This window comes from Streptomyces sp. NPDC051677, from assembly GCF_044453465.1.
Taxonomy (GTDB): Bacteria; Actinomycetota; Actinomycetes; order Streptomycetales; family Streptomycetaceae; genus Streptomyces.
Window position 1 is genome coordinate 143756 of record NZ_JBITCT010000009.1, and the last position, 19102, is coordinate 162857.

The window sequence follows — 19102 nt, forward strand, 5'->3', positions numbered from 1 at the left end:
GGCGGGTCCGGACCGGGGCGAGTCAGGCGCGGACGGCGCTGCCGTTGAGGGCGGCGAGCGGCTTGTCCGCGAGTCCCAGCTCGCCGGCCCTGTCGAGCAGCTGCTGGAGCCGCCCGGAGTCGGTGTCGCCCGTCTTCATCAGCGTCATCAGCAGCGCGGAGACGGTCAGGTTCTGCACATCGGCGGTCGTGACCGAGCCGAGCACGCCGCGGAGGTCGTCGGTGAAGCTCGCCGTGCCGTCCAGCCAGGGCTTCGCCAGCGCCTGGGCGGTCTCGGAGTGCCGTACGAATCCGTCGACGCTCTTGCCGAGGCCGATGGACGACACCAGCCGGTCGAAGAAGACCGAGTCGCCGCCGACGATGTCGATGTCGGCGTTCTCCAGCCCGGTCGCGAGCACCGTGGCCTGCGCCTCGGCGACCTGCCGCTGCACGTCCAGACCGGCGAGCCGGATCTCCTTCTCCGCCTGCAGCCGCAGCCGGTACTCCTCGTGGGTACGGGACGCCTCGTCGAGCGCGGCCATCGCCGCCGCCTTCTCGGTCAGGCCGGCCGCTTCTGCCTTCAGCTTCTCCCCGATGCCCTCGGCCTCGGCGAGTGCCTTCGCCCTGGATCCCTCGGCCTCGGCGCGCAGCCGTGCCTGGGTCGCCTCGGCCTCGGCACGGCCGGCCTTCTCGATGACCTCGGCCTCCTTGTCGCGGACCTGGACGGCGGCCAGGCCCTCTGCCGCGGCCTCGGCCCGAAGCCCCTCGGCGAGGCGCAGTTTGGCCTGGGCATCGAGGTCGGCGCTCTTCAACCGGGCCTCTGCCAGGGTGAGTTGCTCGGCCGCGTGGTGGACGGCGGCCTGCTCGGCCGCCTCCGCCGCCTTGATGTCCTTGACCAGTTGCTCCTGGGCCTCCGCCTCGGCGGCGATGACCACGGCCTGGCGCTGCCGCTCCGCCTCCTCCACGGCCCTGAGCTTCTTGATGGACTCCTCCTGTTCGGCGACCGTGCGGTCCACGGCGACCCGCTCGCGGATCACCTCCGCGATCTCCCGCTTCTCGGCCTCGACCTCCTTGGAGGCGGCGATCCGGGTGAGTTCGGTCTCCCGTTCCCGGGCGATGACCTCCAGGAGGCGGTCCTTCTCGATGCGCTCGTTCTCGACGGCGATGACGCGCTCGCGGTTCTTCGCGGCCACGGCGACCTCGCGGGCCTGGTTCTCGCGCTGGATGCCGAGCCTCTCCTCGGTGGCCAGGAACGCGGACTGCGCCCGCAACCGCTCCTCCTCCGCCACCCGGGCCGTCTCCGCCTCTTCACGGGCCCGCACGGTCTCGATCTCCCGCCGCTGCTTGATCTCGGCGTCCGCCTGCCGGCGCTCCAGCTCCAGGATGGCCTCGCGGGCATCCACGTTCTGCCGAGTGATCTCCTTCTCCTCGGTGCGCCGGGCCTCGTTCGTGCGCACGTGCTCCACGGCCGTCAGCTCGGTGATCTTGCGGATGCCCTGGGCGTCGAGGACGTTGGCCGGGTCGAGCTGGGTCAGCGGCGTCTGCTCCAGGTAGTCGATCGCCGCGTCCTCCAGGTGGTAGCCGTTCAGGTCGACGCCGATGACCTCGATGATCCGGTACCGCAGCTCCTCGCGCTTGGTGTACAGGTCGGTGAAGTCGAGCTGCTTGCCGACGGTTTTCAGCGCCTCGGAGAACTTCGCGTGGAACAGCTCCTGGAGTGTCTTCTGGTCGCTCGCCCGTGCGGTGCCGACGGCCTGGGCGACCTTGACGACGTCCTCCACCGTCTTGTTGACCTTGACGAAGAACGAGATCCGGATGTCCGCGCGGATGTTGTCCCTGCAGATCAGCCCGTCCTTGCCGGCCCGCGTGATCTCTATCGCCTTCACCGAGATGTCCATCACCTCGGCCTTGTGCAGCACCGGCAGCACGACCTGCCCGGTGAAGGTCACGTCCACCTTCCTCGTCCTGGAGACGATCAGCGCCTTGCCCTGCTCCACCTTGCGGAACAGACGGGAGACGGCGAGCACGGCGAGCAGGATGGCGGCGGCGAGCGCGCCGACGCCCACAATGATGGCATTCATGGCATACGTCCTTGCGGCATGAGGGTGTTGAAGTGTGAGGAAGGGGTCCCGGTGGCGCTGTCGTTCAGGCGGCGCGTTGCCCTGGACGGCGGAGTTCGCGAAGACCGGGTTCGTCGGGGAAGAGCCGGTGCAGCGGCCGTACGAGCAGGCACGTCAGCCGCCAGGCGGCGAGCAGCGCCGCAACCGGGACGACCATGCGCAGCAGTACAGTGGCCGGGCCTGGTGGTGCGAACGCCGTCAGCAGGAGAGTCGTCCCGACACTCAGGGACCAGGCCAGTGCCGTCAGCGCCGACACGGCGACCGCCACGGGAACGCCACCCATGCCCCAGGCCCGGAGGTCGGCGTCCGCGTCGAAGTCGCGGGCTGAGACGACCCCCAGGGCAACCAGCAGCCAGAAGCACACGATCACCACGAGAGCGGCGGTCGGCAGGATGGCCGGCAGACCGGTGGCCGCAGCCAGAAACGTTCGCACGTCCTCCCCCTCCTACCGCCCGAGGTGCCCGTCAGCCGGGCCCGATGGCGCCCGCTCGCTCCGGGTCCCGATGCCGGGCACCTGCCGGTGTCCGGCATCGGGACCTTTCGCAGTGCTCCCCGCAGGCCATGATGCTCGGCCGTCCCGCGTCGGCGCATTGCCGGTCCCCGGCAGAGTTCATTAAGGTCTGCATGCCGGTGAGCCGCTAAGGAACCGTCACCGGCGCGTCAAGATTCCGGGGGCGATGTGACGGAGCGGGAGATTCCCGAGCGGTATCTGGACGGGTATGCCGAGATCCTGGCCGAGGTCTCCGCCACCGGCCGACGCCTGACCCGGGAGGAGATCACCTCCCGGCGAGCCCTCGGGGAACAGGCCGCGGAGGCCGGACACGGACTGCGGGCCCTGGTCAGCGCCCACCTGAACGCCGCCCGCACGGCATGGCCGGCCTTCCCCGGCTCGGCCGCCGACGCTCTGGCCGCCGTACAGCAGGTCGTAGACGCCTTCGCCGAGGGATACGAGGACGCCCAGCGGCATGCCGTGCGTCAGGAGGAGGCGGCCCGCCGGGAGTTCATCGACGACCTGCTCTACGGCCGCAGCGACCTCGGGCGCCTCGCCGAACGCGCGGAACGTTTCGGTCTGCGTCTGTCCCACGCTCACGCGGTCGCCGTCGCCGAGGGTCCGGTCGCCTACGAGGAGGGCGACCCGGTGCCCCGGCAGGTGGAACGCGCGCTCATCTCGCGTTTCGGCGACCGCAGCATCCTGCTCACCACCAAGGACGGCCGTCTGCTGTGCATCGCCCCCGGCCACCAGGACGAGGTGCTCGCCCACTTCGCCAAACAGGCCTACGCCGCCACCGACGGCGGCCGGGTCGCCATCGGCCGCCCGCAGCCCGGCCCCGGCGGCGTCGTCCACTCGTACGAGGAGGCGCTGGGCGTCCTGGAGCTCGCCGAGCGTCTGGAGCTGGAGGACCCGGTCCTGCGCGCCGCCGACCTGCTCGTCTACCCGGTCCTGACCCGCGACCGGCAGGCCATGGCCGAGCTCGTCCTCGACACCCTCGGCCCGCTCACCACCGCCCGCGGTGGCGTCCAGCCCCTCCTGGACACCCTCGCCGCCTACTTCGACTGCGGCTGCGTCGCAGCCGAGGCCGCCCGGCGCCTCTCCCTGAGCGTGCGCGCCTTCACCTACCGCCTGGAACGCATCCACCAGCTCACCGGCGCGAACCCCGGCGACCCGGCCCACCGGTACATGCTGCAGACGGCGGTGATCGGCGCCCGGCTGCTGGACTGGCCGGCCAAGGACCTGTGACGGCCCTCCCCGCCATCGCGATCCGGGGACTTCACGACCTCAGGCGCCCCACACGCCCCAGACCGTGGTGGAAGAACGCCGGGTACCCGCCATGGCGCACCATGGGGAGATGGACGGACGCATCAGCGACGTCAGCACCCCAGCACGCCTGGCAGAACCGGGCGAAGACATCACCGCGCAGGAGCTCGCACTCGCGACCCGCAACCACGGCCTGCCGCTGGAGGCGCTGCGCTACGACGTCACTCCTGCCGGGCTGCACTACGTGCTGGTCCACTACGACATCCCCGCGGCCGACTCTTCGACATGGCGGCTGACCGTGACCGGCAAGGTGAACACGCCCCTGACGGTCGACCTGGCGGAGCTCCGCTCCTTCCCTGCGGTGACGCACCGCGTCACCATGGAGTGCGCGGGAAACGGCCGCGCGCTGCTCGTGCCGCGGCCCGTGAGTCAGCCGTGGCTGGTCGAGGCCGTCGGCACGGCCGAGTGGACCGGGGTGCCGCTGCGTACCCTGCTCGCCGAGGCGGGGGTCACGCCGGGCGCCGCGGAGGCCGTGTTCACGGGAGCCGACCACGGGGTCGAGCGGGGCGTGGAACAGGACTACCGGCGCAGCCTTCCGCTGGCGGTGGCCATGGACAGCGATCCCGAGGTGCTGGTCGCGTACGCGATGAACGGTGCACCGCTGCCCCCACAGCACGGCCATGCGGCTGGCGGTCCCGGGCTGGTACGGGATGGCGCAGATGAAGTGGCTGCACGAGATCATCGTCACGGACACCCCGTTCACCGGCTTTCAGCAGTCGGTGGCCTACCGCTACCGGCGGCGCCCGGACGAACCCGGTGAACCCGTCACCCGGACCGCCCCGCGGGCGTTGATGGCCCCTCCGGGCTTTCCGGACTTCATGTCCCGCACGCGGGTCGTACGCCCCGGCCCCGTGCTGGTGGCGGGGCTGGCCTGGTCGGGCCGCGCCCCGGTGACGAGAGTCGAACTGAGTACGGACGGCGCCAGGACCTGGCGCGACGCGGACCTCGCCCCCGCGCAGGGACACCGCTGGTCCTGGCGGAGGTGGCGGGCCGAGTGGCACGCGACGCCCGGCCGCCACACCCTGAGCGCCCGCGCCACCGACGCCGGAGGGCACACCCAGCCCCTCGACGCCCCCCGGAACCAGGGAGGGTTCGGCAACAACCTCATCCAGCGCGTATCCGTCCTCTGCCTGCCGGACGAGGATCCGGCATCGTGACGAGGTCGCGGGGCGGAGCGAGTCCAAGGCCGCGGTCACGCTGCTCGTCGGGTCCCGCCGGTTCGAAACGCTCCCGCAGGTAAAGGCGCAGGGCAGCGCGGTACAACTCCTGCTCGCCACGCATGCTCCCGTTGCCGGCCATGTACGTCATCGTCCGCACCGGCACCATCCGCTGGGCCTTCGCCGACGCCGACTGCCCCGAGCGTGCCGAGCCTGCCGGCATGCTCACTGATTACGAGAGTCTGACGTGGACCGCGTTCCCCTCTCGCCCTACTGCCCCGCCGACCACTCTTGTCCCATCCACGGACACGCACGAGGACGCGTCGCACCAGCGCCGCGAGAAGGCAGGGAGCAGAACATGAGCCTGTATGGCGAGCGGAGCGAGCAGCGGCCGAGCCGGAAGGCCGGGGGACGCCGCGGTCACCGGGCGAAGTCCAGGACACGGCGGATCGTGGTCGGTGGCAGCGCCCTCGCCACCGTCGCGGCGGCCACCGTGGCCGTGTCCCTGGCCTCGGCAAGCCAGTACGGGTCCGGAGCCGATCGTGCCGTCTTCGTACAGGGCAACGAGTTGAACGGCAACACCATCCACGTCTTCGCCCGGGACGGGCAGGGCAGGCTGAAACCCGCGGGCACCTACACGACCGGCGGCAAGGGCGGTGACCAGGTCGACGCCCCCACCGACTCGCTCGCCTCCCAGGGCTCCCTCGTCTACGACGACGCCTCCGGGATGCTGCTGGCGGTCAACGCGGGCAGCGGCACGCTGACATCCTTCCGTGTCGAGGGAACCACGCTGAAGAACCGCCAGACCATCGACAGCGGGGGCAGCTTCCCGTCCTCCATCGCGGTACGCGGCAAGATCGCATACGTCATGAACGCGGGCGGCGAGGGCAGCGTCCAGGGCTTCCGGATCACCGCGAAGGGGCTCGTGCCGATACGGGGGTCCGTCCGCTCCCTCGGCCTGGCCAACGAGGACATACCGCGTTTCGACACCTCGCCCGGCGAGGTCGAGATCACCCCGGACGGCCGCAACCTCGTGGTCACCACCAAGGGGAACAACACGGTCGAGGTCTTCCCCCTGAAGAGCAACGGCTTGCCGGCCGTCGACGAACCCGTCGTCAACAAGTCCGCCGGCAACGTGCCGTTCGCGATCACCTTCGACGCGTCCGGCGAACGGATGCTGGTCGCCGAGGCCGAGAAGTCCACGGTGACCACCTACCGGGTCCGGCGCGACGGCACGCTGAAGGTCCTTCAGCAGCCGCTCGCCAACGGCCAGGATGTCCTGTGCTGGCTGGAGCGCGCGGGCAACCACTTCTACGGCGGCAACACCGGCAACTCCACCGTCAGCGGGTACGGTATGGACAGGCACGGCAGGCTCGCCTTGACCGACCGGGTGGGCATCGCCACCCCGCCCTCCGCGAAATCGCAGGGGGTCATCGACATCGCCGTGACCGGGGACGCGAAGTTCGTCTACGTCCAGAACGCCACCTCCGGCACGGTCGACGGCTTCCGCGTCGGGAAGAACGGCGCCCTCACCAAGATCACCACCGTCGAGGGCCTGCCCGCGTTCGCCGAGTCCGGTATGGAGGGCATCGCCGCGATGTGAGGTGGCAGAACCGGCGGAGTGCATGACGCCGGGCCCGCCGGAACCGTGCGAAATGCCGTCAGGTGCCGACGAGTTCGGCGGCGCCGAAGGAGACGTCGAAGCATTCGCACCAGATACTCACGCTGGTGAAGTCCGCCGGGTCCACGTCGGCGGGCACGGGGTAGTTCTGGCTGCCTTTGTTCCCCTTGAGCCTGCCGAGGCTGACGTACGCGCCGTCGTCGAAGACGTGCGGAGTTCACCAGGGACGCCTCCGGAACGTGGGAGTTCCACGCGATGGTCCGAGGGTTCGACAGCAACCCCGTGATCTTCACCGCCGAGATGGGCAGCACCCCACAACCCTGACCAAGCAGCAGCGCAGAAAGCGTACGACCGTCACGGTGATGCCCTCACGCCTCCACGCCTACAGCATTACGGTGACCAACCTGCTCGCTGACCGTGCACGGGCTTGCTCAAGGTGCTGCGCGAGACCGATCCCGACCACGTTCTGTTCACCGCCCGAGGCGACGAGGGCGACCGGATCCTGGGCGACACGCGGCGCCTCGCCCCGGGCGAGCGCAGACCGGAAGAAGGACGCGACCCCCGCGTACGGGGTGTCGCGTGGCATGCCCGGCCCGTACACGTTGTGGTAGCGCAGCGAAACCGCCGAGCCGCCCGTCGAGCGGGCCCAGGCCGAAGCCAGATGCTCCTGGGCCAGCTTGGTCGTCGCGTACACGTTCCGGGGATCGACCGGAGCGTCCTCGCCGACCAGCCCCGGCGTCAGAGCCGACTCGCACCGCGGGCACCGGGGCTCGAAACGCCCTGCGTCCAGATCGGCCACGGTCCGAGGGCCTGGTCGTACCTCCCCGTGCCGCTCACACAGGTACGAGCCCTCGCCGTACACGACCATCGACCCGGCCAGCACGAACCGCCCGACCCCCGCCTCGGCCATGGCGGAAAGCAGCACCGCGGTCCCGAGGTCGTTGCGCGACACGTACTCGACCGCGTCGCCGAACCCCTTCCCAAGCCCCACCATCGCCGCCTAATGGCACACGGCGTCCACACCCGGCAGAGCGGCCGCGACCGCCTCCGCGTCACGCACGTCCAGGCCGTCACGCAGGTCGAACACGACTGCCTCGTGCCCCCGTGCGGACAGCGCCGCGACGACATGACACCCGATGAACGTCCGCCGGTGACCAGTACTCGCATACACGAACGCTAGGAGCATGAGCACCCTGCACGGCAGCACCGCGCCCATCACGTCACGGGTCCGTAAGACCTCGCCAGATGCAGCAGCCCATGGCGCATCACGTCGGGGCCAACTCGGCCGGGAAGGCACATCCGCCGTCCTGCTCATGACGTCTGCGATGAGGCGCCGTGGCGTGAAAGGCGCAAGTCACCACTCCCGGCCCCGCACGGCGAACTCGGCCGGCCCGTAGGCGCTCTGGTCAAAGCCCCCGATCAGACCGGGGGCGACGTTACCGCGACCACACTCCCCCGCTCTCGCTCCACCATGCGGGGCCTCCTCACCGCCGGATGAACTCGACATCACCGAATCCGCAAGCCAGCAGCACCTCCACCGGGCCCGGCACCGCATCACGCCGCGCGCCCCAACGGCGGCGAAGTCGACCCGGCATCCGCCCGCAGGATCGGCGAGGAATTCCTCGCTGCCGCCTCATCGGGCCGCACCGAACGCCTGGTGGCGCCGCTCACCGACGACGCGACCTCGATCGCCGACTCCAACGTCGCCGGGGCGGCCAAGACGCTGCTGCAGTACGACACTCCGCAGCGCATCGCCGCCGTCGCACGGGCCGGTTTCAAACCCACACCCGCCCACACCCGCGAAACGGCGACTTGCCGGCGGCAGGCCCGCCATCCACTGCGCGCTCGTCAACGGTGCCCCCGCCGTCCTCTTCGTCATCGGCGACAAGGTCATCGGCGCCGTGACGTTCGATATCACCGGCGGCAAGATCGCAACCGAGAGCGGCATCGCCGCCCTCACCCGCCTCGTCCGCCTCACAGAAGCCTGGCGGCAGCACGGACCGGACATACCACTCGTCACCCAGTGGTGACCCGACACCGACCGAGGCCAGGCGCAGCACCCACGCTGTGATGAACCGCTCTCGCTCAACGTCCCCACCCCGCCCGCGCGATGCTCGCTGTTCGCGAAGGCCGCCAATGTGCGGTCAACGACGTCAGCAGCTTCAGAGCGTGTGCTGGTGCGAGAGGCAGTGGGTGAAGTCGTCGTAGCGCACAAGGCCCGGATCACGGGATCCCGGCTTCTTCCAGCGCCGAGCGGGGGATGCCGAGGCGGCTCAGCTCCTCGTGCCGGGCGGGGTCAGTTCGGGCGCCGCTCAGTTCTTACGTGTCCATGACGCGCAACGTGAACAGCTGCCAAGCGCCGACCACTCAGGTGAGGCTGGGGCATCCGGGCGGCGAGTGATACGCGTCGCCGCCGGGCCAGGAACCACGCTGTCAGATCGGGAGTCCTCATGCGAGCAGATCACAGGCGCGGCCGGAGCCGCCGCAACGCCATCTTGGCGGTCACGGCGCTGCTGGCAGGGGGCGGTGGCCTCGTAGCCGTGAACTACGCAGCCAACGCGTCCGACGTCACCGCCACCGCTCCTACGACGCGGTCAGCCCAGACGATCAGCTGCCCGGACGTGAAGGGCAAGCTGCCGGCCGTCCCACAGCAGGCACAGGCCGAGGTGGACCGCAACCTGCAACTGCTGGACCGCCAGACCGCGGAGGCCAACCAGCGGCTGGTCGACACCCGTGGGCAAGGGGGCCCGAACTTTGTGCAGAACGCGATCCTCGGCCCCCTGACAGACAAGAGGAAGGCGACCATCGACCGGATCGCCATCGCCATCGGGCGGTCGGCCGCCAGGCCCACAGGGCTGGACGCTCTCGCCGCCTGCAACCTCGGTCTCGACGCACCCGCGCCCCAGCCGTCCGGGGCCGGGGCCGCGAACCAGAGCCCCGGCGGCGCCCGGGGCGAGGGGGGCGACACCGGACAACAAGGAAACGGCTCCGGTGCCGAAGGGCAGAGCAACGACGGGCCCACCGCGGCCGACTTCGTGGACATCACGAAGGTGGCCCCGAACGTGCGCAAGGTCCGCAGGCAAGCCGGCGCCTCGACCGGAGCCTTCACCTCCCGATGCGGAGTCAACAGGCAGGGACAGCACAACTCGGACAACGACATCGTGGCTCCCGGTGTCAGCAACGGCGCCCACCACGTCCACGACTACGTGGGCAACCGCAAGGTGGACTTCAACTCGACCAACGAGTCCCTGAGCGCCCAGGGCACTTCCTGCACCAATGGCGACCAGTCCGCCTACTACTGGCCCGTCCTGCGGGACACCACCCGTCAGGGTCCCGACGCCAACGCCCTGGGCGGCGGCGCCGAGGGCAACAAGGGAGCCATCCTGGTGCCCTCGACGGTCACGATCACCTATCAGGGCAGCCCTACCGGCAAGGTCGTGGCGATGCCACGCTTCCTTCGGATCATCACCGGTGACGCCAAGGCGTTCACCAACGGGACCAAGAACGCCAACGCCCACTGGAGCTGCACCGGCTTCGAGAACAAGGTCCAGCTCACCGACAAGTACCCGATCTGTCCCAGCGGCAGCAAGGTGGTGCGCAGCTTCGCCTTCCAGAGCTGCTGGGACGGCAGGAACATCGACAGCGCCGACCACCGCAGCCACGTCGCCTTCGCCGACGCAGGCGGCAACTGCGCAAGCGGCTTCAAGGCCATCCCGCAACTGACGATGAGGCTCACCTACAAGACCCCTGCGGCGCCGAACTTCGCCGTCGACGGCTTCCAGGGACAGCGGCACAACGCCATCACCGACCACGACGACTTCATCAACGTGATGACCGACCGGCTCATGAAACAGGCCGTCTCCTGCATCAACTCAGGGCGCCGCTGCGGCTGACCCGAACGACAGGGCCGCCGCTCCCCCGGCCCAAGGGCCTCAGGTCATCGACATGAGAAGCCGTCCGTCCACATGACTCTTGAAGGTCCTCTGCTCTGGCCTCGCCGCAAGATCGGCGAGGCCAGTGTCGCGTCGGAGGGGAATCACCCCGGCGGACGGATTCCTGCGTTCCACGGCACCACGCAGGATTTTACGAAGCCCTTACGCGACCGTCTCAGGTGACGTAACGCGCCTACGATCCCAGCGTGTTGACCATCCGAAACATCACTCTCGTCACTGTCGCGCCTCTCGTGCTGGCTGCGGCGGGCGCCGCGCACCCCCACGGCCTGTCCAGGGCAACGGCCGCGGACTGAACACAGTTGCCCATCGCGCTGCTGCCGGTCTTTCCGCTGCTCACGCTCGGCCTCCTCGTCCCTCTGTGGCACCGCCCCCGACCAGACCTCGCGGGCTTCGCCACGGCGGTGGCCTGGGGGGGTGCGTTCACGTACGCGGCCTTCTACACCGGCCTTGACGCGGTGGCCGGTATCGCGGCGGGAACCGCGGTCGAGCACGCTGCCGGAACAGCGACCATAGGGCCGATCAAGTACCCGCTGTACGACGCGGGCGAGTCGCTCGGGGAAGTCGGTGTCTACGCCCTCATCGTCGCCGTCGTGGCCACGGCGGTCGCGCTCTTCCCGAAAAACGGTGTGCGAGTTGTTCCCGGCACGGTGGTTCTCCTGGTGGCCGACTGGTCCTTCACGGACAGCCACATCTTCTGGCCCCGCGGCGTATGGACCATGCTCGGTTTCGCACTGGGCTACGCGCTGCTCGCCGCCGGGAGCAGAAGGAGCGAATCCGTTCCGCGCCGCGCCTGAGCCGGACGGGACTTCGGCTCCGGAGCTATCACGCGGCGACAAGACCGTCCCCGATGGAGAATCTTCGCGGGTGGCACGGCGCAGAGCGGCGGCAATGTTGGCGCGACCGTCCTAGCGGTGGACACCGATGGCGAGGTCGCGCAGGCTGGCCGTGGTCCGGGGCAGGTGCTCGGTACGGATCTTGGAATCGTCCTCCCGGAAGGTCCGGTCCCGGACGCCCCTATTAACGGGGGAGGCGCGACAGCGCAAATGTGACTGCGCTGTGTGATGCAGTTCCTACTGGCGGCCCGCCAGGCAGCGGAAGCGGTCCGCTACCGCATCGACTTCAGATACGCACGAGCACCAATCCATCCTGACCAGCCGCACGACGAAGTCCCGCCGGTCCGGAGGGGCTTCGGGGTGCTATCAGGTGTCACGCGCGAGTCACAGACCGCGTGGACACCCTCCGGCACAGGATCCCGAAACTGGACATACATGCCCGCGCAGGACTGGATGGACGGCCCTGGACGGCTTCTACGACATGTGCCAGGTGGTGCCCAGTGAGGGACCGAGGATCAGGACCGGTGCGTCTTCTGGCCCGTCAAAGCGGTATTGCAGGGTGTTGGACGAAATCTCGCTCACTCGACTCACACTCCCACATCTCACAATTTTTCACGTACCGGGGTCGGAACCCCATGCAACCCGTCCCACGTTGTGGCGACTTCGCGAAGATCCTCTGCATCGCGCTTCACGTACCACCGCTTCGCGGTGGCCACGTCCGCCGGTCCCCCGGGCAAGGACGTGGTCCGGCACTCCGTTGTCGGCCAGATACCTGAGGCGCGATGCGTGTGCATCGTACAGACGCACCCTCACAGGATCGCGGTCACGCCCCGTAGGCGACGAGGGCCATCATGCCGACCTCACCGTGGTAGACGTTGTGGCAGTGCAGCATCCACTGCCCCGGATTGTCCGCGTCGAAGACGACGGACACGGTCTTCCTCGGCAGCACGATGGTGGTGTCCTTGCGCGCACCGCCGCTGCCGAGCTGAAAGGTGTGGCCGTGCAGGTGCATCGGGTGCCACATCTGCGTCGTGTTGGCGAAGTCGAGCCGGACCCGCTGCCCCTCCTCGACCAGGAAAGGGTCGGCGTCGGGGTTGTTCATGTCGAACTTCTTGCCGTTGACGGCCCAGTCGTACTTGTCCATGCCACCGGTCAGCTCGACGCGGTGCACGACGTCCGCCTTCTTCGCGGACAGCCGCACGTCGTCGGCAGCCTTCAGGACGGACGCGGTGAGGACCGCGCCGTCCAGCTCCTTCGGGCGGACGGTCGCGGCCGGTGCGCCGCCGGAGGCCGTACGCACCAGGGCCATGGCGGTCGCGTTCTTGCCCTCGGCGAGCGCGACGAGCGGGAAGACGCCGTCGCCGACGGTGACGAGGACGTCGTAGCGCTCGCCCATGCCGATCAGCAGGGCATCGGTCTGCCGGTGTTCGACCGGATAGCCGTCGGTGTGGGTGACGGTCATCCGGTGCCCGCCCAGCGCCACCCGGTACGCGGTGTCGCCCCCCGCGTTGACGAAACGCAGCCGGACGCGCCGGCCCGGCTTGCCCGTGTAGACGTCCGGGTCGGCCGGCACCTTGCCGTTGATGAGGTGGTACGGGTACTTCACGTCGCCCGCGTCGCCGCCGAGGAGGTCGCTGGTGGCGCCCATGAGCATGAATTTCATCGACATGCCGCCACCGGAGGCGGACGCGGATGGCGAGGCGCCCATCCCGCCCATGTTCATGTCCATATCGCCCATGTCGTGGCCGGACATGTCCATCCCGCCCATGTCCATGCCGCCCATGCCCTGGCGGAGTTCGGCGAGAGCCTCGTCCGGGGTTCCCGTCACGCCGTCGAGCCAGTCGTCGAGGACGATGACCCATTCGTCGTCGTAGGCGAGCGGTTCCCTGGGGTCCTCGACGATCAGCGGCGCGTACAGGCCGCGGTCGAGCTGTACTCCGGAGTGCGGGTGGAACCAGTACGTGCCGGGATCCGCCGCGACAAAGCGGTAGGTGAAGGAACTGCCCGCGCGCACGTCCCGCTGAGTGACCATCGGTACGCCGTCCATGTCGTCGCGCAGGGCCAGGCCGTGCCAGTGGACGGACGTGGCGGTCATGTTCGGGAGCTGGTTGGAGAGTTCGGCGACGAGGGTGTCCCCGGCGGAGATGCGGATCTCCTTGCCGGGGGCCTGACCGTCGTAGGCCCACGTCCTGGCCTTGACGCCGCCGAGGTCGAGCGTGACGGGCGCCGCGGTCAGGGTGACCTGGCGTTCCGTGCCCGTGCCACGGCGCTTCTTCTCTGCGCGGGCGACGGCCGAGCCCGACGGGCCGACCAGGGCGGGGGTGTTGGACGAGGCGCTGGTGCAGGCGGCGAGCGCGCCGGCGCCCGCGGCGCCGAGACCTGCGAGCAGGAGGGAGCGACGGTTGATGCTGTTCACGGTAGGGGTCCTCTTCTACGGATGCGCGGCGCCGCGTACGGGCGTGACGCCATGGCTGCGGACGGATCCCGGCGACGCCGGGAAGTCGCGGCCTATACGCGCAGTCGGGAGAGGACTGACAGATCGGGCGGGGCGCGCTCGGCGGAGCCGGTGGCCACTGGGCGGCCGGAGGTGCCCGGATCCACCCGGGGAGCCGTTCGGAGGGCCTCCCCGGGAGGGAAGTGACTGGCCGTCTCGACGCCTGCCGCGGCGCAGTGCTGGGCGGCGCCGCCCGAGCAGGACATGGCGTCGTCGGCGTTCACGGCCTTCGCGCTCCCGTGAGCCGACGGCTCGTGCGAAGCGGACATCCCCTTCGTCGCGGCCATGGACGTGGAGGACGTCGTGGCCATGGACATGGAGGACACGGAGTGTGGACTCGCCGGCGCGGTCGAGTCGTGATGGATGAGGACGGCCAGCGCAACCCAGAGCGCGGCCAGTACGACGAGCGACGCCGAGTGGCCGGCGCTGCGAGCGAGCACCGGCTCACGGTGCCGCCGTTTCCGCGTCCCCACCTGATCCGTCCCCTGTCACCCAGCGCTTCCGACTATCCGACTGTATACCCCCTAGGGGTAAAGGTTGCATGAGTGACACCGGGAACGGACTCAGCAGCGGCCCGGGCCGGCCGTCGGTCGGGCAGAAGGCGCACCCGGTACGCATGGCCCGCAGCGGGCGCCGCAGGAGAAGTCCGGATCCAGGAGTGCCGAATCCCAGGCTCCGGTGAACACCCGCCGCCGCCAAGACGTACTAAGCGCCATAGCAGTTGACAGGCCCACAGCGCGCGGTCGGCGACACGCGGCGAGCCCGCGGTCCGGCTGCAACGGCCCGCAGCGCTCTGACGGTCGGAAAGGTGGAAATGGGAATGTTGGCTCTCAGTTGGTCCATCGCGGCGGTGGCCGCACTGGTGGCCGCGGTCAGTGCCGTCCGGGTGGTGACCAGCAGCGGCGAGACCCGGTTCGCGGCAGGCGGCGATCTGCTGATGGGCCTGTGCATGACCGCCATGGCCATGCCCGCGACGGCCGCCTGGTATGCGGGTTACGGCATGTGGTGGGCCGCGGCCTTCGCCCTGCTCGCGCTCGGCGGCACGGTGCTGGCGGCCAGGCAGGCACGTACGCGCGGATGGAAGCGCGGGCGCCACTGGGTGCACTTCATCGTCGGCAGCGCGGGCATGGTGATCATGACGCTCGCGATGACGACCACCTCATCCGGCCCGGTACTGGCTCTCGGCTCCTCCATGGCGCACATGCCCGGGATGGCGGACATGGCGCACACCGAGGGCACCGCCGGCACGGGCCACACGGCAGGCGCGGAATCCATGCACGGGATGGAGTCGACGCAAGGGATGGAGTCGACGCAAGGGATGGAGTCGATGCAGGGGATGGCCATGCCGGGCATGACGCACGCGGCTGCGGACGCGGGCAGCTCGTCGGGGTCGGCTTCCCCGTGGCGGTTCGTGATCGTGGCGCTTGCTCTGTACTTCCTGCTCTCGATCGGCGCATCCATGTGGGCTCGGGTTCGGGATCCCGGGAAGAGCGGCGCCGTCTCCGGACGCGAGGGGGGCCGGCGGCGAGGGTGGGGGCGTTGGCTGCTCGCCATGCCTGACACGCTGGTCGTGTTCCTGGCATCGCTCACCATCTCGGCGTGGGACAGGGCGCGGACAGCCGAGCGCTCGGGCCGCAGTCGCAGGCGCAAGCTCGGCGCCGCGCCGGACGCGGCTCTCGCGGCCCACATCGGCATGGGGGGAACCATGTCCGCGATGCTGTTGATGATGGCCGTCTGACGAGGGCAGGAATCCGTTAAGCAACTTAACGATCAAGCCGCTCGACGAATCCCAGATGTGGCCGGAATCACGGGCATGGAATACCCCTGGGGGGTATATCGTTGGCGTCGTTGGAGGCACGGGAAACCACCGCCTCCGGGGCGGGCGCGGCTTTGCGAGCGCTGCTGGAACTCGGCGCCAAGGATGTCTCCGTGCTGCGAGGAGGCAGGGAAGTACGCATCCCGGTCGGGCAGTTGGCGGTCGGGGACCGGTTCGTCGTACGGCCCGGTGAGAAGATCGCGACCGACGGGACCGTCGTCGAGGGCTCCTCGGCGGTGGACGCCGCCATGCTGACCGGCGAGTCGGTGCCGGTGGACGTGACCGTCGGCGACACGGTGACCGGGGCCACCGTGAACGCCGGTGGGCGGCTGGTCGTCGAGGCGACGCGGGTGGGAGCCGACACCCAGCTCGCGCGGATGGCGAAGCTGGTTGAGGACGCGCAGAACGGCAAGGCCGAGGTGCAGCGGCTCGCCGACCGGATCTCCGGGATCTTCGTGCCGGTGGTGCTGCTGATCGCCGCGGCCACGCTCGGCGTCTGGCTCGGCGTCACGGGTGACGCGGCCGCCGCCTTCACGGCCGCCGTCGCCGTCCTGATCATCGCCTGCCCGTGCGCACTCGGGCTGGCCACCCCGACCGCCCTCCTGGTCGGCACCGGGCGCGGCGCTCAGCCCCGAGGTCCTGCCGCAGGACAAGGTGGACGTCGTCAAGCGGCTGCAGGCCGAGGGCCGGGTCGTCGCGATGGTCGGCGACGGCGTCAACGACGCGGCCGCCCTCGCCACCGCCGACCTGGGCCTGGCGATGGGCACCGGCACGGACGCGGCGATCGAGGCCGGCGACCTGACCCTCGTACGCGGGGACCTGCGGGTGGCTGCGGACGCGATCCGACTGTCCCGCAAGACGCTGTCAACCATCAAGGGAAACCTCGTCTGGGCCTTCGGCTACAGCGTCGCCGCTCTGCCGCTGGCCGCCGCCGGCATGCTCAACCCGATGATCGCGGGCGCCGCGATGGCGTTCTCGTCGGTCTTCGTCGTGACCGACAGCCTCCGTCTGAGGTCCTTCAGGTAGACACACGAACCACGCCGTTGATCGCGAGGCGCCCGGCCGGCATGCCGGCCGGGCGCCTCCGCCTGTCCAGGCCGCCGGGCCGCCGGATCGCCACCATCTGCACGGGCAGCAGGGCGCTTCGGCGCGCAGTGTCAGCGCGTCGGGGGCGGCGCACATCAGAGCGTGCTCACCGGCGCCGCCCATACGGTGGATCGAAGGGTCGCAGGAACCGCCTCTTCGCTAAGTGGTTTAGCAGCAGACTGCAGGCGCACCTCACGGAGAATCCGCGCTCGCGCGCCGGCTCCCCTGGTGCTTCAGAGCCCGCACGCCACCAATAGCGGCAACAGCGGAGCCGCGACTGTGGCCATCACGATGCCCCACCACACCGTGCGGTGCGGCCCGGGCTGAGGAGTCAGGACACGATGCAGACGGATCAGGACCCCTGAGCCGCCCGCGCCCAGGGCCGCCTGCGGCACCCGCCCCGCCGCAACCTCGCACATCGCCACCGCCAGGGCCTCCCTGGGATGCAGCCGCAGGGCGCGGTCGTCCGCGATCATCTCCAGCAGCAGGTTCGTCTGCTCCTTGGCGTGTCGTGCCAACGGAAGACCGGGGAACGCGCGGGAGAACGCCTCGACGAGCACCTTCGGCAGGTGGTGCCGGCCCATGATGTGGGCGCGCTCGTGCTCCAGGACCGCTTTGAGCTGGTCCTCGGAGAGGACGTCCAGTGCCGCCCTGGTGACCACCACACGAGAGCGGCGCCCCGGCAGGCAGTAGACGGCCGGAACGCCGTAGTCGACGATCATGGCACCGTACTCGGGCGCCGGTTCACCGACGAGGGCGAGCATGTCGAGCTGGCGTTGGCGGGCACGCCGTACCTGCCGGACACAGTGGACCAGCCAGGCGGCGGGCAGCAACACGATCGCGACGGGGGCCGCGAGCACCAGGCCGTCACGCAAGGTGTGGGGCCCCGCGCCCGCGGGCGCGCCGACGACCAGACCGCACGCGCCGAGGAACCCGGTGAGCCCGTCGTGCGCGTGCTGGTCGCCGAGGCCCAGGTGGTGGATGGCCAGCGCGACGGCGGTGACGAACGTCGCCATGAGCCCCTGCCACGCGAGAACCGCCGCGGCCGGGGCGCGGTGAGCCCAACGCGCGCGAGCCAGCAGGGGTGGTGCCGCGGCGCTCACCAGGGCCGCGTACACGGCCAGCGCCACGGCCTCGATCATGCCTCGCTCCGCCGCTTCGCCGCCCGGAGGGCCGAGCGCAGTGCGTCCGCTTCCTCGGGTGAGATCTGTTCCACGAAACTGGCGAGGGCCCCCGCGGGGTCCGGGTTGCCGCCGAGCGCCTCGTGCATCAGGGACGCCGTGTACTGCTGGCGTGTGCAGGTGGGCGTGTACACCCAGGCCCGGCCCTCCTTGTGCCGCGTGAGCATGCCCTTGCCGTGGAGGATGTCGGCCACCGTCTTGACCGTGCTGTAGGCGAGAGGCCGCTGCTTGTTGATGTCGGTCAGCACGTCACGCGCGGTGGCCGGACGACCCCAGGTCCACAGGCGGTGCATGATCTCCGCCTCCAGCTCACCCAGCTGACGCACGACCGCTCCCTTCGCCTCCGGAGTTCGGGACTTCCGGAACCCAGTGAACGTTTATCGTAGAGGGCCGAGCACCTGCCAAACAGCTTAGAAGTCATCCGGATGTCCCACCCTCGCAGCGAGACCCCTTCCGCTTCTGTACTGTCGGGCACGGAGGTTCGTATGAACGTGAGCCGGAACGTACGAAAAGGGGGTGCCCTCGGGCACCTGCTGCTCGTCGTCGTGCTCGCGCTCGGGGTGTTCGTCATGCACACCGTGGGACATCCCGGGGACTCGTCCGCCGCGGGGATGAGCGGCTCGTCCCCTGCCTCGGCAGCCACGACGCTCGCCGCCCCGGCGGCCCACGAGCCCGCCAAGGCTGTGGCATCCATGGACAGGAACCAGGCGGCGGCCCTCGAGCACTCCTCCTCCCCGCACATGCCGGTCACGGCGATGGACATGATGTCGCTGTGCCTGGCTGTGCTGCTCGGCGCCTGGGTGCTCGCCGCGCTCGTACGCTCGGCGCTTTCCCGCCGCCCGGACTGGCTGGCGCACCTCCTCACCCAGCCTCCGGTCCTGCTGCGGCCCGACCCGCCGCCACGCGGCCCCGATCTCACCCAGTTGTCGGTTCTGCGGCTGTAGGCCGATACGCCCTGCGGGCGCGCACCACGCGCGACCCCGCGATCTCGCGTACGCCGAAACAGCCAGTAGACCTTCAAGAACCGACACCCGAGGTGAATCGATC

13 protein-coding genes and 6 pseudogenes are annotated in these 19102 nt (G+C 70.0%); 10 read left to right on the top strand and 9 right to left on the bottom strand.

Going from position 1 to position 19102, the window contains the following annotated elements:
* Nucleotides 1-22: 22 nt before the first annotated feature.
* Both ACIBAF_RS13230 and ACIBAF_RS13235 read right to left on the bottom strand, forming a co-directional pair.
* The gene (locus tag ACIBAF_RS13230; protein WP_399463276.1) at nucleotides 23-2059 is read right to left on the bottom strand and encodes a flotillin family protein; all 2037 of its coding nucleotides are present in this window, start codon (nucleotides 2057-2059) and stop codon (nucleotides 23-25) included.
* Between the two features lie 64 nt (nucleotides 2060-2123).
* Nucleotides 2124-2531, bottom strand: coding sequence for a hypothetical protein (locus ACIBAF_RS13235; protein ID WP_399463277.1), 408 nt, complete (start codon nucleotides 2529-2531; stop codon nucleotides 2124-2126).
* Between the two features lie 246 nt (nucleotides 2532-2777).
* On the opposite strand from ACIBAF_RS13235, the gene ACIBAF_RS13240 reads away from it, so the two are divergent.
* The 4 genes and pseudogenes from ACIBAF_RS13240 to ACIBAF_RS13255 all read left to right on the top strand — a co-directional run bounded on the left by ACIBAF_RS13240 (nucleotide 2778) and on the right by ACIBAF_RS13255 (nucleotide 6674).
* Nucleotides 2778-3836 (top strand): PucR family transcriptional regulator, encoded by a 1059-nt coding sequence (locus ACIBAF_RS13240; RefSeq protein ID WP_399463278.1) that lies wholly within the window; start codon nucleotides 2778-2780, stop codon nucleotides 3834-3836.
* A 109-nt stretch (nucleotides 3837-3945) separates the two neighbouring features.
* A pseudogene (locus tag ACIBAF_RS13245) lies at nucleotides 3946-5071 on the top strand (sulfite oxidase).
* A 122-nt stretch (nucleotides 5072-5193) separates the two neighbouring features.
* Nucleotides 5194-5433 (top strand): hypothetical protein, encoded by a 240-nt coding sequence (locus ACIBAF_RS13250; protein WP_399463279.1) that lies wholly within the window; start codon nucleotides 5194-5196, stop codon nucleotides 5431-5433.
* Nucleotides 5430-6674, top strand: a complete 1245-nt coding sequence (locus tag ACIBAF_RS13255; protein WP_399463280.1) for a lactonase family protein — start codon at nucleotides 5430-5432, stop codon at nucleotides 6672-6674. The genes ACIBAF_RS13250 and ACIBAF_RS13255 overlap by 4 nt, the downstream gene beginning before the upstream one ends.
* Nucleotides 6675-6732: 58 nt before the next feature.
* On the opposite strand, the pseudogene ACIBAF_RS13260 reads toward ACIBAF_RS13255, so the two are convergent.
* Nucleotides 6733-6903: pseudogene (locus ACIBAF_RS13260) on the bottom strand (DM13 domain-containing protein); the annotation flags it as partial.
* Nucleotides 6904-7191: 288 nt separating this feature from the next.
* Nucleotides 7192-7859 (bottom strand): annotated as a pseudogene (locus tag ACIBAF_RS13265) (NAD-dependent epimerase/dehydratase family protein); the annotation flags it as partial.
* 332 nt (nucleotides 7860-8191) lie between these two features.
* Between ACIBAF_RS13265 and ACIBAF_RS13270 the strand changes: the two are divergent.
* The 3 genes and pseudogenes from ACIBAF_RS13270 to ACIBAF_RS13280 all read left to right on the top strand — a co-directional run.
* Nucleotides 8192-8722, top strand: a pseudogene (locus tag ACIBAF_RS13270) (RNA polymerase subunit sigma-70); the annotation flags it as partial.
* A gap of 510 nt (nucleotides 8723-9232) precedes the next feature.
* Entirely contained in the window at nucleotides 9233-10585 is a 1353-nt protein-coding gene (locus ACIBAF_RS13275) for a DUF1996 domain-containing protein (protein ID WP_399463281.1), read from the top strand.
* Nucleotides 10586-10944: 359 nt separating this feature from the next.
* On the top strand, nucleotides 10945-11439 hold the full coding sequence (locus tag ACIBAF_RS13280) for a hypothetical protein (protein WP_399463282.1): 495 nt from the start codon (nucleotides 10945-10947) through the stop codon (nucleotides 11437-11439).
* A 519-nt stretch (nucleotides 11440-11958) separates the two neighbouring features.
* Here the strand turns inward: ACIBAF_RS13280 and ACIBAF_RS13285 are convergent.
* The 3 genes and pseudogenes from ACIBAF_RS13285 to ACIBAF_RS13295 form a co-directional block, all read right to left on the bottom strand.
* Nucleotides 11959-12060 (bottom strand): annotated as a pseudogene (locus ACIBAF_RS13285) (3-oxoadipate enol-lactone hydrolase); the annotation flags it as partial.
* A 241-nt stretch (nucleotides 12061-12301) separates the two neighbouring features.
* On the bottom strand, nucleotides 12302-13894 hold the full coding sequence (locus ACIBAF_RS13290) for a multicopper oxidase family protein (protein WP_399463283.1): 1593 nt from the start codon (nucleotides 13892-13894) through the stop codon (nucleotides 12302-12304).
* A gap of 92 nt (nucleotides 13895-13986) precedes the next feature.
* Nucleotides 13987-14412 carry a DUF6153 family protein gene (locus ACIBAF_RS13295; RefSeq protein ID WP_399463284.1) on the bottom strand — a complete coding sequence of 142 codons (426 nt, stop codon included), beginning with the start codon at nucleotides 14410-14412 and terminating at the stop codon, nucleotides 13987-13989.
* 380 nt (nucleotides 14413-14792) lie between these two features.
* Here ACIBAF_RS13295 and ACIBAF_RS13300 point away from each other — a divergent pair, with 380 nt between their 5' ends.
* Nucleotides 14793-15710 carry a DUF5134 domain-containing protein gene (locus ACIBAF_RS13300; RefSeq protein ID WP_399463285.1) on the top strand — a complete coding sequence of 306 codons (918 nt, stop codon included), beginning with the start codon at nucleotides 14793-14795 and terminating at the stop codon, nucleotides 15708-15710.
* Nucleotides 15711-15820: 110 nt separating this feature from the next.
* Nucleotides 15821-16814, top strand: a pseudogene (locus ACIBAF_RS13305) (HAD-IC family P-type ATPase); the annotation flags it as partial.
* A gap of 293 nt (nucleotides 16815-17107) precedes the next feature.
* Here ACIBAF_RS13305 and ACIBAF_RS13310 read toward each other — a convergent pair.
* Both ACIBAF_RS13310 and ACIBAF_RS13315 read right to left on the bottom strand, forming a co-directional pair.
* Nucleotides 17108-18016, bottom strand: coding sequence for a M56 family metallopeptidase (locus tag ACIBAF_RS13310; protein ID WP_399463286.1), 909 nt, complete (start codon nucleotides 18014-18016; stop codon nucleotides 17108-17110).
* On the bottom strand, nucleotides 18013-18381 hold the full coding sequence (locus ACIBAF_RS13315; protein ID WP_399463287.1) for a BlaI/MecI/CopY family transcriptional regulator: 369 nt from the start codon (nucleotides 18379-18381) through the stop codon (nucleotides 18013-18015). The genes ACIBAF_RS13310 and ACIBAF_RS13315 overlap by 4 nt, the downstream gene beginning before the upstream one ends.
* Before the next feature lie 159 nt (nucleotides 18382-18540).
* Here ACIBAF_RS13315 and ACIBAF_RS13320 point away from each other — a divergent pair, with 159 nt between their 5' ends.
* A complete protein-coding gene (locus ACIBAF_RS13320) occupies nucleotides 18541-18999 on the top strand; it encodes a hypothetical protein (RefSeq protein WP_399463288.1) in 459 nt (152 codons plus the stop codon).
* Nucleotides 19000-19102 lie beyond the last annotated feature (103 nt).

Excerpts from the sequence above, each read along its gene's own strand:
- ACIBAF_RS13320 (WP_399463288.1), top strand. The coding sequence starts at position 18,541 with ATGAACGTGAGCCGGAACGTACGAAAAGGGGGTGCCCTCGGGCACCTG.
- ACIBAF_RS13250 (WP_399463279.1), top strand. The coding sequence starts at position 5,194 with ATGCTCCCGTTGCCGGCCATGTACGTCATCGTCCGCACCGGCACCATC.
- ACIBAF_RS13255 (WP_399463280.1), top strand. The coding sequence starts at position 5,430 with ATGAGCCTGTATGGCGAGCGGAGCGAGCAGCGGCCGAGCCGGAAGGCC.
- ACIBAF_RS13230 (WP_399463276.1), bottom strand. The coding sequence starts at position 2,059 with ATGAATGCCATCATTGTGGGCGTCGGCGCGCTCGCCGCCGCCATCCTG.
- ACIBAF_RS13300 (WP_399463285.1), top strand. The coding sequence starts at position 14,793 with ATGTTGGCTCTCAGTTGGTCCATCGCGGCGGTGGCCGCACTGGTGGCC.
- ACIBAF_RS13310 (WP_399463286.1), bottom strand. The coding sequence starts at position 18,016 with ATGATCGAGGCCGTGGCGCTGGCCGTGTACGCGGCCCTGGTGAGCGCC.